11 protein-coding genes are annotated in these 12,694 nt (G+C 65.1%); 9 read left to right on the top strand and 2 right to left on the bottom strand.

Annotation, left to right across the window (positions count from 1 at the left end):
* The first annotated feature begins 179 nt into the window (after positions 1 to 179).
* The 3 genes from FJ418_RS03665 to FJ418_RS03655 are packed head-to-tail and all read left to right on the top strand — an operon-like array spanning position 180 to position 4,210.
* Complete coding sequence (locus FJ418_RS03665) at positions 180 to 1,673, top strand: NAD-dependent succinate-semialdehyde dehydrogenase (protein ID WP_140863655.1); 1,494 nt, start codon at positions 180 to 182, stop codon at positions 1,671 to 1,673.
* 34 nt (positions 1,674 to 1,707) lie between these two features.
* Positions 1,708 to 3,087 (top strand): aspartate aminotransferase family protein, encoded by a 1,380-nt coding sequence (locus tag FJ418_RS03660; RefSeq protein WP_140863653.1) that lies wholly within the window; start codon positions 1,708 to 1,710, stop codon positions 3,085 to 3,087.
* A gap of 22 nt (positions 3,088 to 3,109) precedes the next feature.
* Positions 3,110 to 4,210 (top strand): alcohol dehydrogenase family protein, encoded by a 1,101-nt coding sequence (locus FJ418_RS03655; protein WP_140863650.1) that lies wholly within the window; start codon positions 3,110 to 3,112, stop codon positions 4,208 to 4,210.
* Positions 4,211 to 4,261: 51 nt separating this feature from the next.
* Here the strand turns inward: FJ418_RS03655 and FJ418_RS03650 are convergent, their stop codons facing one another.
* Together FJ418_RS03650 and FJ418_RS03645 are read right to left on the bottom strand one after the other, a co-directional pair.
* A complete protein-coding gene (locus FJ418_RS03650) occupies positions 4,262 to 4,702 on the bottom strand; it encodes an acyl-CoA thioesterase (protein WP_140863649.1) in 441 nt (146 codons plus the stop codon).
* 116 nt (positions 4,703 to 4,818) lie between these two features.
* Positions 4,819 to 5,679, bottom strand: a complete 861-nt coding sequence (locus FJ418_RS03645; RefSeq protein ID WP_140863647.1) for a LysR family transcriptional regulator — start codon at positions 5,677 to 5,679, stop codon at positions 4,819 to 4,821.
* A gap of 96 nt (positions 5,680 to 5,775) precedes the next feature.
* Here FJ418_RS03645 and FJ418_RS03640 point away from each other — a divergent pair, with 96 nt between their 5' ends.
* The 6 genes from FJ418_RS03640 (at position 5,776) to FJ418_RS03615 (ending at position 12,678) form a co-directional block, all read left to right on the top strand.
* A complete protein-coding gene (locus FJ418_RS03640) occupies positions 5,776 to 7,107 on the top strand; it encodes an aspartate aminotransferase family protein (RefSeq protein WP_140863644.1) in 1,332 nt (443 codons plus the stop codon).
* 70 nt (positions 7,108 to 7,177) lie between these two features.
* Positions 7,178 to 7,585 (top strand): cobalamin B12-binding domain-containing protein, encoded by a 408-nt coding sequence (locus FJ418_RS03635; RefSeq protein WP_181166841.1) that lies wholly within the window; start codon positions 7,178 to 7,180, stop codon positions 7,583 to 7,585.
* 23 nt (positions 7,586 to 7,608) lie between these two features.
* On the top strand, positions 7,609 to 8,583 hold the full coding sequence (gene meaB / locus FJ418_RS03630; protein ID WP_246682929.1) for a methylmalonyl Co-A mutase-associated GTPase MeaB: 975 nt from the start codon (positions 7,609 to 7,611) through the stop codon (positions 8,581 to 8,583).
* Positions 8,580 to 10,271: a methylmalonyl-CoA mutase family protein gene (locus FJ418_RS03625; RefSeq protein ID WP_181166825.1), complete on the top strand. Its 1,692-nt coding sequence runs from the start codon at positions 8,580 to 8,582 to the stop codon at positions 10,269 to 10,271. Before meaB ends, FJ418_RS03625 begins: the two co-directional genes overlap by 4 nt.
* A gap of 28 nt (positions 10,272 to 10,299) precedes the next feature.
* Positions 10,300 to 11,046 (top strand): enoyl-CoA hydratase/isomerase family protein, encoded by a 747-nt coding sequence (locus tag FJ418_RS03620; protein ID WP_140863640.1) that lies wholly within the window; start codon positions 10,300 to 10,302, stop codon positions 11,044 to 11,046.
* 3 nt (positions 11,047 to 11,049) lie between these two features.
* The gene (locus FJ418_RS03615) at positions 11,050 to 12,678 is read left to right on the top strand and encodes an AMP-binding protein (protein ID WP_140863638.1); all 1,629 of its coding nucleotides are present in this window, start codon (positions 11,050 to 11,052) and stop codon (positions 12,676 to 12,678) included.
* Positions 12,679 to 12,694: the final 16 nt, after the last annotated feature.

The following is a 12,694-nucleotide window of genomic DNA, read 5'->3' as shown; positions in this document are numbered from 1 at the left end:
TGACGACTTTGAGGAGGCTCGGCCAATTTTCACGGTTCGGCGCCGCCTGCTGGCCGGCCAGCTAGAGAGTTCGTCTGCTTCCGCGCGCCAATAGAGACAATCTCTCTACCAACAGCCGCTGAAACAGTCCCATTCTTTGCCCGACACGGCCGATGCTTCGGCATCGAATGGAGACGCCGATGTCCGCGCATTTTGCCCGCACCAACCACCATGAAGCGCTCGACCGCCTCGACGATCGCCGGCTGCTGCGCGCGCTCGCCTATATCGATGGCCACTGGACGGCAAGCGATGCGGCGGCAAGTTTTGAGGTTACCGATCCGGCGACCGGAGCCACCGTCGCCTTCGTGGCCGCGCTCGATGCCGATCAGACGACAAAGGCGATCAACGCCGCGTCCCGCGCCTTGCCGGCCTGGCGCTCGGCGCTGCCGCAGGAGCGCTCGAAGATCTTGCGGAAATGGTTCGATCTGATCATCGCCGCCAAGCACGACCTCGCGCTGCTGATGACGCTTGAGCAGGGCAAGCCGCTGAAGGAGTCGCTCGGCGAGATCGACTACGCCGCCTCCTTCGTCGAATGGTATGCCGAGGAAGCGAAGCGCCTCAACGCCGAAAGTGTAACCAGCCATCTGCCGAATGCCGAGATGTCGGTGCGCCGCGAGCCGCTCGGTGTGGTCGGCGTCGTGACGCCGTGGAATTTTCCGTCGGCCATGCTCACCCGTAAGGCCGCCGCAGCGCTTGCCGCCGGCTGCACCATCGTGGCGCATCCGTCCTCGGAAACGCCGCTGTCGGCTTTGGCGCTGGCCGAGCTCGGTGAGCGCGCCGGGCTGCCGGCAGGCGTCTTCAACGTCGTCACCGGCGATGCGCGCACGATCGTCGCGGCGATGTGCGCCGACGCCCGCGTTCGCGCCATGAGCTTCACCGGATCGACCGAGGTCGGCCGTCTGATCGCCGCGCAAAGTGCCGCGACCATGAAACGGCTGGTGATGGAGCTCGGCGGCCATGCGCCGCTGATCGTGTTCGACGACGCCGATATCGACAAGGCCGTCACGATTGCGCTGGATGCCAAATTTGCAACCTCCGGCCAGGATTGCCTTGCCGCCAACCGCATCTATGTTCAGCGGCCGATCTATGATCGCTTCTGTGCCGCTTTTGCCCGCCGCGTCGAGCAACTCCATGTAGGTAACGGTCTATCCGTGGATGCCGATGTCGGGCCTCTGATGCACGAACGTGCCGTCAAGAAAGTGGAGGAGCAAGTCGCCGATGCGCTCACCCACGGCGCGCGCTGCCTGACCGGCGGCAAGCGCCACGCTGCCGGGCCGCTGTTTTACCAGCCGACGCTGCTCGCCGATGTGCCGGACCCGGCTTTGATCATGCGCGAAGAGACCTTCGGCCCGGTCGCCGCGGTGACGCTGTTCGACGACGAGGCGGAAGTCGTCGCCCGCGCCAATGCCACGGAATATGGCTTGGTCGCCTATGTCGTCACCGAAAACGGTGGTCGCCAGGCGCGCATGGGCCGCGCCCTGGAGTACGGCATGGTCGCGATCAACCGGGTCAAGATCACCGGCGCGCCGATCCCCTTCGGCGGTGTCAAGCAGTCCGGCATCGGCCGCGAGGGCTCGCGCCACGGGCTCGAAGCCTTCACCGATCTGAAATACCTTTGCCTGGACGTTGCCTGAGCGCGCCGACAGGATCCGAACAAGGAGTCAAAAAATGCTCGAACAGTCCAACGAACTCTCCGCCTGGGACCGCGACCACTTCTTCCATCCCTCGACGCATATGGGCACGCATGCGCGCGGTGAATCGCCGGCCCGCATCATGGCCGGCGGCGAAGGCGTCACCGTCTGGGACAACACCGGCAAGAAGAGCATCGATGCCTTCGCCGGCCTCTATTGCGTCAATGTCGGCTATGGCCGCCAGAAGATCGCCGATGCTATCGCCGAGCAGGCCAGGAACCTCGCCTACTATCACGCCTATGTCGGGCACGGCACCGAAGCCTCGATCACGTTGGCCAAGATGATCATCGACCGCGCGCCGAAGGGCATGAACCGAGTCTATTTCGGCCTCTCAGGCTCAGATGCCAATGAGACCAACATCAAGCTGATCTGGTACTACAACAATGTGCTGGGCCGGCCCGAGAAGAAGAAGATCATCTCGCGCTGGCGCGGCTACCATGGCTCGGGCGTCATGACCGGTTCGCTGACCGGGCTCGAGCTGTTCCACAACGCCTTCGACCTGCCGCGCGCGCCGATCCTGCACACCGAAGCGCCCTATTATTTCCGCCGCGCCGACCGTTCGATGAGCGAGGAGCAGTTCTCGCAACATTGCGCCGACAAACTGGAGGAGATGATCCTCGCCGAAGGCCCGGACACGGTCGCGGCCTTCATCGGCGAGCCGATCCTCGGCACCGGCGGCATCGTGCCGCCGCCGGCCGGTTATTGGGAGAAGATCCAGGCCGTGCTGAACAAATACGACGTGCTGCTCGTCGCGGACGAGGTGGTGACCGGCTTCGGTCGTCTCGGCACCATGTTCGGCTCCGACCATTACGGCATCAAGCCGGATCTGATCACGATCGCCAAGGGTCTGACCTCGGCCTATGCGCCCCTGTCGGGCGTCATCGTCTCCGACAAGGTCTGGCAGGCGCTGGTCAAGGGTTCGGACAAGCTCGGCTCGCTCGGCCATGGCTGGACCTATTCGGCGCACCCGATCTGCGTTGCCGCCGGTGTCGCCAATCTCGAACTTATCGACGAGATGGACCTGGTGCGGAACGCCGGCGAGACCGGCGCTTACTTCCGCGCCGAGCTTGCCAAGGCCGTTGGCAGCCATAAGCACGTCGGCGAGGTGCGCGGCGACGGCATGTTGGCCGCGATCGAATTCGTGAAGGACCGCGACGACCGCGTCTTCTTCGATCCGGCGCTTAAAGTGGGGCCGCAGATCGCCACGGCGCTCGCGGCAAGCGGCGTCATCGGTCGCGCCATGCCGCAGGGCGACATCCTCGGCTTCGCCCCGCCGCTCTGCCTGACGCGCGAGGAGGCCGACATCATCGTCGCAAAGACCGCCGACGCGGTGAACAGCGTGTTTGCCAGTATCTGAGAAGCGACATCTGAGAAGTGACATGAATGCCATGACCAGAACCGTTCCCGCCACGATGGCCGCCGTGCAGCTTACGGCCCATGGCGGCCTGGAGAAACTCGTCTACCGCACCGATGTGAAGGTGCCCGCGCCGGCCGCCGGCGAGGTCCTGGTCAAGGTCAGCGCCTGCGGCATGAACAACACCGATGTCTGGGTGCGTCAGGGCGCCTATGGCACGGAGGAGGATGCGGCTGCCGTGTCGACCTGGCGCCGGCAGGGCAACACGCTCACCTTCCCGCGCATCCAGGGCACCGACACGGTCGGCGCCATCGTCGCAGTCGGCGACGGCGTGCCTGCCGACCGCATCGGCGAGCGTGTCATGGTCGACTTCTCGATCTACAATCGCGACGACGATTCGCTGGCCGACATCGACTATATGGGCCATGGCCGCGACGGCGGTTATGCCGAATACCAGGCGCTGCCGGCTGAGAACGCGCATGTCGTCGACACCAATCTGAGCGATGTCGAGCTTGCCACCTTCTGCTGCGCCTATCTCACCGGCGAGCAGATGCTGGAACGCGCCGCGCTGAAGGCCGGCGAGCGTGTGCTGGTCACCGGCGCCTCCGGCGGCGTCGGTTCCGGCATCGTGCAACTGGCTCGGGCACGCGGCGCCATCCCCTACGCGGTGGCCGGCAGGGGCAAGGAGCAGGCCGTGCTCGACATCGGCGCCGAAAAGGTGATCACGCGCGGCGTGGCCGACCTGCTCACCGCCGTCAACGAAGCGACGAATGGCCAGCCCATCGATGTGGTCGCCGACCTGGTCGGCGGCACCATCTTCAACGACCTGCTGCGCATCCTGCGGCCCGAGGGTCGCTACACCACGGCGGGCGCCATTGCCGGACCGGTGGTGCAGCTCGATCTGCGCACGATGTATCTGAAGCAGCTGCAACTCCACGGTTCGAGCCAGGGCACGCGGGCGGATTTCCGCCGCATCGTGCGCTACATCGAGGAAAAGAAGATCAAGCCGCTGGTCGGCGGCGTCTATAAGCTCTCCGATTTCCACCGGGCCCAGGCGGATTTCATCGCCAAGGATTTCGTCGGCAAGCTGGTGGTGGTGCCGGATGCGATGTGGAGCGGCGCCTGACCCAGGAAGGAGGCCGGCGCGGTCGCCCCGCCAGTCGAGCCGCCGCCGGCGTCAGGCGCCGTTGCGACCAGGCACAGCAGTGGTCGGCATCCAGGATTTCAGGCGTTCAAGCATTGGCTCCGTCAGCGGGGTGGATTTCCGCTCCGCAAGATTGAAGAAGACCGTCTTGGCGGTGAGCTTCGCCGCGAGCTCGCCGCCATGCAGCCTGCGCATCTCGTAGTCCGTCTGGATGGACGTGCGGCCGATAGTGCGGACCGTGCCGAAGATTTCCACGATGACCCCGGACGCCACCTCGCCGACGAAGTCGATCTCGTGCCGGACGTCCGCCCATCCCCTGTCGGCCCATTCGGGCGTCGTCGGCGCCCATCCGGTCGCCTGGCCGAGCAGGATGTTGATGGCGTCGTCGAAAAAGGCGACGTAGAACCGCGTCGTCATGTGGCCCATCATGTCGCAATTCCAGGGCTGAACCACAGCTCTCGTCAGCAAGATCATTTTTGCTCCCGATAACTCGTCCGATGCGACCGCTATCTAGCGGGGATTGGTTATCTCTGGGAGAGCCAATCGATGGTTGGAGCATTGCTCGCCCCATTTTGACGGGGGCAAGTCGATTACAGCGACGGCAGGACACCCCGGATGTGACTGGCAAACGCCTCGACGGCCGGCGATCTCGCGGTCTCGGCGAAGGCGATCTGAACGCCGAGCCGGGACAATCTCGGAAGCGGCGCGTTGAGGATGAAGAGATCCGACGGGACGGCCCTCTGCGTCATCACGCTTATCGCAAGGCCGGAGCGCGCCACCGCTATCAGGCCGGTGAGGCTGTTGCTGGCATAGGATATCTTGTAGCGCAGCCCGGCGCGGGACATGGCATCGCAGGCGGCCTTGTGGTCCATCGCGTTCGATGCCGGCAGAGCCAGCGGCACGGTCTCGCCGAACTCGTGCAGCTCCAATGTCGGCTTGCTGCCGACCCAGACCATCGCTTCCGTGCGCACGACTTCCCTGGAGGCGCTCGCGTCCGGAATGGAGACGAGCGCCAGATCGACCTGGCGCGCATGCAGCAGATTGTGCAGTTCGACGGTCGGCGCCGACACGACCTTGATCTCGATGTCCGGATAAAGGCTTCCGAAGCCTCTCAAGAGCGTGGGAAAGAAGGCGCTCAAATAGTCTTCCGGGCTGCCGAAGATGATCGATCCCTGCAGGCCCTTGCCGGAGAAAGCCGAAACCGCCTCATCGTGGATTTTGAGGATGCGCTCGGCATAGGCAAGGAAGCGCTCGCCGCTGCCGGTGAGGCGGACGCCGCTGCCGCTCCGATGGAACAGGCTCTGGCCGCCGAGCGCGTCTTCGAGCCGCTGTATCTGCATCGTCACCGCCGATTGCGTGCGCCCGACCTGCACGGCGGTGGCGCTGAGCGTTCCCGAATGCGCCGCGCGGACGAAGGTCGACAGCAATCTGAGATCGAGGGGCGCGGGCATATCAATTCCATTGATATCGGAGTCCGATATCTATCAATTTTACTGCTGTAGCGCCAGACGCTAATCTTCGGGCCTGCGTTTTGGCGAGGCTGCGAGATGTCGAGAAATCTGGATAATGCCTTCTGGTCGGCGGCGCGAAAGCACCTCATCCGATATGGCGGCGCCTTCGAGCCCGCCATCATCGAGCGGGCCGAAGGCTCGTTCGTCTACGACGCCGATGCCCGGCCCATACTCGACTTCACCTCCGGCCAGATGAGCGCGCTGCTCGGGCATGCGCATCCGAGGATCGTCGCGACGGTGCGCCGCCAGGTCGAAACGGTCGCGCATCTCTTCAGCGGCATGCTGTCCCGCCCGGTTGTCGAGCTTGCCGAGCGCCTCGCCGCGCTGGCGCCCGGCCTCGACAGGGCGCTCCTGCTTTCGACGGGCGCGGAGTCGAACGAGGCGGCCATCCGCATGGCGAAGCTGGTGACCGGCAAGCACGAGATCGTCGCGTTCTCCAAAAGCTGGCACGGCATGACCGGCGTTGCGGCTTCCGCCACCTATAGCGCCGGGCGCAAGGGCTACGGTCCCGCGGCGGTCGGCTCGATCGCGATTCCCCCGCCGAACAGCTTTCGCCCACGCTTCAAGAAAGCCGACGGCTCGCTCGACTGGGCAACCGAGCTCGACGATGCCTTCGCCCTTGTCGACAGCCAGTCGACCGGCAACCTCGCGGCCTTCATCGCCGAGCCGATCCTGTCGAGCGGCGGCATGCTGGAGCTGCCGCAGGGCTATCTCGCGGCGCTGAAGCAGAAATGCCGCGAACGCGGCATGCTGCTCATCCTCGACGAAGCGCAGACCGGCGTCGGCCGCACCGGCGACATGTTCGCCTTCCAGCGCGACGGCGTCACGCCGGACATCCTCACTCTGTCGAAGACCATCGGCGCCGGCCTACCGCTGGCGGCGGTCATGACGACGGCCGAGATCGAGGAAGCGGCGCATGAGCGGGGCTTCCTGTTCTACACCACCCATGTATCCGATCCGCTGCCGGCCGCCGTTGGCGTGACCGTGCTCGATGTCGTGGAAGAGGAGCGCCTTGTCGAGCGCGCGCGCCATCTCGGAAGAAGGCTTTTCGACGGCCTGTCCGACCTGAAGCAGCGCTTCGAGTGCGTCGGCGACGTGCGCGGCCGCGGCCTGATGCTGGGGGTCGAGATCGTCAAGAACGGAGAGAGCCGCGAGCCCGATCACGAGCTCGGCGCGAAAATTGCCGCGGAAGCATTCAAGCGCGGACTGAGCATGAACATCGTCAAGCTCCCCGGCATGGGCGGCGTGTTCCGCATTGCCCCGCCGCTGACGATTTCGGAAAAAGAGCTCGACCTCGGATTGCGCACGATCCGCGACGCCATCGAAGCGGTGCTGTCCGCGAGCGGCGGCCGCATGGCTGCAGAGTGACGGGCAGCGACCGATGAACGAAGCGAACATGACCGAACAGGCGCTGGGCGATGCGCCGGACCGGGACGCGATGACCGGCACCATCCGCGTGCTTGTCGCCAAGCTCGGGTTGGACGGGCACGACCGGGGCGCCAAGGTGGTCGCGCGGATCCTGCGCGATGCCGGCATGGAGGTCGTCTACACCGGCCTCTACAAGTCTCCGGACGAGGTCGTGGGGGCGGCGGTCCAGGAGGACGTGGACGTCATCGGCGTCAGCCTCCTTTCCGGTTCCCACGTTCCGCTCTTTCGTGAATTGGGGCGCTGCCTGCGCGAGCAGAAGGCCGATCACATCTTCGTCGTCGCCGGCGGGGTCATCCCCGAGCAGGACTATGCCGCTTTGTGGGACAGCGGCGTCGACGCGATCGTGCCGCAGGAGGCGCGGGCCGAACTGATCGTGACGACGATCAGGAACCTGATCGCCGCTCGTGGCCGGGTATGACCGTCTTCACGCCCTCGAGACCCGTGAGGCGCGCGGCATACAAGCCCTCGATCGAGCTCGTGCCCGAAATCCTCGCGGGCAACGTTGCGGCCATCGCCCGCATGATCACGCGCGCCGAGGCCGGCTATCCGGAAGCAGCGCCCGCGCTGGCGGAGATCTACAGGCATACCGGCAAGGCGCATGTCGTCGGCATCACCGGCGTTCCGGGAGCCGGCAAGTCCACGCTTGTGTCTTCCCTTATCCGGGCATTCGCATCGGAGGGGCGCAAGGTCGGCGTCGTCGCCGTCGATCCGAGCAGCCCGTTCTCCGGCGGCGCGATTCTCGGTGACAGGGTGCGCATGAGCGAGGCGGCCTCGTCCTCCCAGGCCTTCGTCCGCAGCATGGCGACGCGCGGCCATCTGGGCGGCCTTGCCCGGTCGACGCTGCAGGCGGTCGACGTCCTCGACGCCGCCGGCTACTCGCCCATCATCATCGAGACCGTCGGCGTCGGCCAGGACGAGGTGGAAGTCGTGACGGCGGCGCACAGCATCGTCGTTCTCTCGGCGCCTGGGCTTGGCGACGACATACAGGCGATCAAGGCCGGCATATTGGAGATCGCCGATATCCACGCGGTCAGCAAATCCGACAAGCCGGAGGCGGCGGCGACCGTTTCGGCCCTGCGCGGCATGATGATCCTCGGTTCGGAAAGGGCGGGATCGAAATGGACTCCGCCCGTGCTTCCGGTCAGCGCGGTCTCGGGCGAGCGGATCGGCGAGCTGAAGGACGCCATCTCCAGGCACGGGTCGCATCTGCGCGACAGCGGCGAGCTGGCCGAGCGGCAGCGGGGCATTTGCCGGACGCGGATCCTCGGCGCGGCCAAACATCTTTTCCAGCGCAAGTTCGATGAGCGGGCCGGCGAGGTCGGAGAGCACATCCAGGCAGTCGTGAACAGGGACATGGACCCCGCCGGCGCGGCTCGCCTTCTGCTTGGCTGGACGAACGAGGCGCAAGCGACATGAACCTGTTCTCGCAAACCGCGATCGAGGACATCCGCGAAAAGCAGGCTGCGTGGGAGCAAAAGGAACTCGCCGCCGCGCTCAGCAGCAGGCCGGAGGAAAAGCCGGCCTACGAGACCGAATGCGGCATTCCGCTGAAGCGCGTCTACACGGCCGCCGACATCGCCGACATTCCCGCCGACGAGTTGGGTTTTCCCGGCGCCTATCCCTTCACCCGCGGCGCCTATCCGACGATGTATCGCGGCAGGCCTTGGACCATTCGGCAGGTCGCCGGCTTCGGCAATCCCGAGGCCACGAACCAGCGCTACAAATACATGATCCAGACCGGTCAGACCGGGCTCTCCACCGATTTCGACCTGCCGACGCTGCTCGGCCTGGACTCGGACGATCCGAGAGCCTTCGGCGAAGTCGGGCGCGTCGGCGTCGCCATCGACACGGTCGATGATGTCGACCGGCTGTTCGACGGAATAGACCTCGAAAAGATCTCGGTCTCGCTCACCATCAATCCGTCGGCCTGGGTGGTCTACGCCATGTATGTCTCCGTCGCTGAACGGCGCGGCTGTGACCTCCACAAGCTGGCGGGCACGCTGCAGGCGGACCCGCTGAAGGAGTATGTGGCACAGAAGGAGTGGATCTATCCGGTGCGTCCCGCGGTGAGGCTGCTGCGCGACTTGATCATGTACAGCGCCAGGGCGACGCCGAAGATCAATCCGATCAGCCTCAGCGGCTATCACCTCTCGGATGTCGGCGGCAACGCGCTACAGGAGATCGCCTTCATCATGGCTTTCACCATCGCCTATTGCGAGGAGGTCACCGGCGCCGGCATGGACATCGACGACTTCGCGCCCCGGCTGTCCTTCTTCTTCATCAGCCACCAGGACTTCTTCGAGCAAATCTGCAAATTCAGGGCGGCAAGGCGGGTCTACGCCAAGATCATGGCGCAGCGCTTCAAGGCCAGGAAGCCGGAGTCCATGCGGCTGCGGGTGCATGTGCAGACCGCGGCGATGAGCCTGACCAAGGTCGAGCACCATAACAATCTCATGCGCACGGCCATCCAGGCGCTCGGTGCCGTGCTGGGTGGCTGCCAGAGCATGCACACCAACGGCCTCGACGAAGCCTTCGCCATCCCGACCGAAGAGGCCATGAAGCTGGCCATCCGCACCCAGCAGATCATCCGCGACGAGATCAACGTGACCTCCGTGATCGATCCTCTCGGCGGCTCCTATTTCATCGAGCGCCTCACCCGCGACATGGAGACAGAAATCTGGAAGCTGCTGGACGAAGTCGACGAGCGCGGCGGCGCCGTGAAACTGGTCGAGGAAGGCTGGTTCCAGCAGAAGCTCGCGGACTCGGCTTACGCCACGTTCCAGAAGATCGATGCCGGCGAAAAGATCTCGGTCGGCGTCAACCAGTACGTCGACGAGACGAGCCGATCGGCCGAAGTGCACATCCATCCTTATGACGAAGAGTGCACGCAGCTGCAGATCGACCGCCTGCAAGCGGTGCGGGCGGACCGTGACAACGCCCGTGTCCAGCAACTGCTGAAGGAACTCGCCGAGCAGGCGAGGTCCGACGACATCAATCTTTTGCCGAAGACCATCGAGGCCGTGAAGGCGAAGGCGACGCTTGGCGAGATCTGCGCCGCGCTGCGCGAGGTCTGGGGCGCTTACGCCGAACCGATGATCGTTTGAAGAGGACGCCAAGATGGGGGATGCCAAGATGGACGCAGTCATTTCCAGGCACGACGGCGCAATCGCCTGGGTCAAGCTCAACCGTCCCGAGCGGCTCAACGCCATGAACAGGCAGCTCGTCGACGACCTGTCCGAGGCGCTGGCGCGCGCCGATGCGGACCCGTCGATCCGTGCCGTCATTGTGCACGGCGAAGGGCGCGCCTTCTGCTCCGGCGACGACCTCAAGGATCTCGACTCCCAGACCACCTCCGAGGCGACGACGCAGGCCTGGGTGGACGCCATCCAGAACATCACTTTGCAGATCATGCAGTCGCGCAAGATCGTCATTGCTGCTGTGCATGGCTGGTGCGTTGGCGGTGCGCTCGAATGGGCGGTGAATTGCGACTTCACGCTGTTCGCCGACAATGCGCGCTGGTTCTTCCCCGAAGTCACCTACGGGCTGTTCGTCACCGGTGGCGTCACCGCCCTGTTGACCAAGCAGACCGGGCCGCAGGTCGCCAAGGAACTGATGATCCTGGGCGAGAAGCACGATGCCAGGAAAGCGCTCGAAGTCGGCATCGCCTGGAAACTGTTTCCCGAGGCGCAATTGCTGGACGAGGCGAGAAAACTCGCTTTGGCGATAGCGGAGCGTCCGGAAGGAGCCGTGGCAGACATCAAGCATGCCATCAACAACGGCTTCCACTCTTCCCTGGCCGATGCGATGGCGCTCGAGACCAGGGCCACGGTGAGCGGTTTCCTTTCCCCCGATGCGCAGGCGCGGGCAAAGAATTTTTGATCCATGACCATGCTCGAACGCGCCCCTTCTTTCTACATCCCCGGCCAGCATGACGACGATCTGGAGAACCGGGTGCTACCGAAGATCCTGCGTATGCAGGCCGAGCGCCTGGGCAACAGCCCGTTCATCGACATTTGCGGACGTTCCGCCAGCTTCGAGGAGATGCAGATCGCTTCAGGCCGGCTGGCGCGAGGTCTTCGCGCCCTTGGCATCGGCAAGTCCGATCGTGTGGCGATGCTGTTGCCCAATTGTTTCGAGCTGGTCGCGGCGTGGTTCGCGGTATCGAGCCTGGGCGCCATCGAGGTGCCCAGCAATCCGGGCCTGAAGGGCGACCTGCTTTGCCACAATCTGAACAATTGCGGCGCCGAAGTCCTGGTCGCCGACGCCAACGCGCTTGACGAGCTCGCCAGGGTCCAGGGCCGCCTGCCGGACCTGCGCACCCTCATCCTGGTCGGCGTCGATCCGAGCGAAGCCCGGGCGGCCGGCATCCAGATCGGCCGCATCGTCGGCTTCGAGGAATGCATGGCCGGGCAGCCGGATTTCGACCTCGCCGACATCCACTATTCCGACCCGATGGCGATCCTCTACACCTCGGGCACCACCGGTCCGGCCAAGGGCGCATTGATGTCCCATCATCACTGCTATTCCTGGGCCGCGGCGATGGCGCTCAATCTCGGCTACACGGCCGGCGACAGCTATTTCTCGGCATTGCCGCTGTTCCACACCGACGCGCAGATGTTCGGCGTCTACCTGCCGTTGATCTACGGCACCCGCACGACACTGGTCGACGGCTTCAGCGCGTCGCGGTTCTGGGACCAGGTGCGCGAAAGCGGCGCCTCGGCGACGAACCTGCTCGGCGCCATGGCGGTCATCCTGTCGCGCCAGTCGCTGTCCGATGGCGACGGCGCCAACCCGGTGCGCATATGCCAGTGCATTCCCATGGTGCCGGACAGGGAAGCGTTCGAGCGGCGCTTCGGCATGCGGCTCGTCACCGGCTATGGGCAGACGGAGACAGGTTTCGTCACCCTCGACGCGGTGGGGGATACGAAAGCGGGCTCCTGCGGCCGCCCGCATCCCGATTGGGAGGTGGCGATCGTCGATGAGCGGGACCGGCCCCTGCCGCATGGGTCCGTCGGCGAGATCGTATCGCGCCCGCGCAAGAACTGGAGCATGTTTTCCGGCTACTACCGGGCGGACGCCAAGACGGTGCAGACGCTCCGGAACCTCTGGTATCACTCCGGCGACGCCGGTTGCCTGGACGAGGATGGCTGGCTCTATTTCAAGCACCGGCTGAACGAGGCGATCAGGCGGCGCGGCGAGAACATCTCCGCCTACGAGGTCGAGACCCTCGCCGAAAAGCACCCCGACATCGTCGAAAGCGCCGCGTTCGGGATCCCGTCAGAGTTCACCGAGGAAGACATCATGGTCGTTGCCCAGCGGCGGCCTGGCTCCACGCTGGGGGCGGCCGAACTGCTGGCGCATTTCAGGGCGATGGCGCCGCGCCACATGGTGCCGCGTTATATCGAGATCACCGACACGCCACTTCCGCGAACGCCGACGGAAAAGATCGCCAGGACCGCGCTGCGCCAACAGGGTGTCGGCGCCGCCACATTCGATCGGGGCGAGCGCTAGCCAGGTCGAACGCAGG

The organism is Mesorhizobium sp. B2-8-3 (assembly GCF_006440815.1).
Lineage (GTDB): Bacteria > Pseudomonadota > Alphaproteobacteria > Rhizobiales > Rhizobiaceae > Mesorhizobium.
Note: the sequence above shows the minus strand (reverse complement) of the source record. Positions and strands in the feature narration are given on the sequence as shown.

Excerpts from the sequence above, each read along its gene's own strand:
- FJ418_RS03665 (WP_140863655.1), top strand. The coding sequence starts at position 180 with ATGTCCGCGCATTTTGCCCGCACCAACCACCATGAAGCGCTCGACCGC.
- FJ418_RS03660 (WP_140863653.1), top strand. The coding sequence starts at position 1,708 with ATGCTCGAACAGTCCAACGAACTCTCCGCCTGGGACCGCGACCACTTC.
- FJ418_RS03655 (WP_140863650.1), top strand. The coding sequence starts at position 3,110 with ATGAATGCCATGACCAGAACCGTTCCCGCCACGATGGCCGCCGTGCAG.
- FJ418_RS03650 (WP_140863649.1), bottom strand. The coding sequence starts at position 4,702 with ATGATCTTGCTGACGAGAGCTGTGGTTCAGCCCTGGAATTGCGACATG.
- FJ418_RS03645 (WP_140863647.1), bottom strand. The coding sequence starts at position 5,679 with ATGCCCGCGCCCCTCGATCTCAGATTGCTGTCGACCTTCGTCCGCGCG.
- FJ418_RS03640 (WP_140863644.1), top strand. The coding sequence starts at position 5,776 with ATGTCGAGAAATCTGGATAATGCCTTCTGGTCGGCGGCGCGAAAGCAC.
- FJ418_RS03635 (WP_181166841.1), top strand. The coding sequence starts at position 7,178 with ATGACCGGCACCATCCGCGTGCTTGTCGCCAAGCTCGGGTTGGACGGG.
- FJ418_RS03625 (WP_181166825.1), top strand. The coding sequence starts at position 8,580 with ATGAACCTGTTCTCGCAAACCGCGATCGAGGACATCCGCGAAAAGCAG.
- FJ418_RS03620 (WP_140863640.1), top strand. The coding sequence starts at position 10,300 with ATGGACGCAGTCATTTCCAGGCACGACGGCGCAATCGCCTGGGTCAAG.
- FJ418_RS03615 (WP_140863638.1), top strand. The coding sequence starts at position 11,050 with ATGACCATGCTCGAACGCGCCCCTTCTTTCTACATCCCCGGCCAGCAT.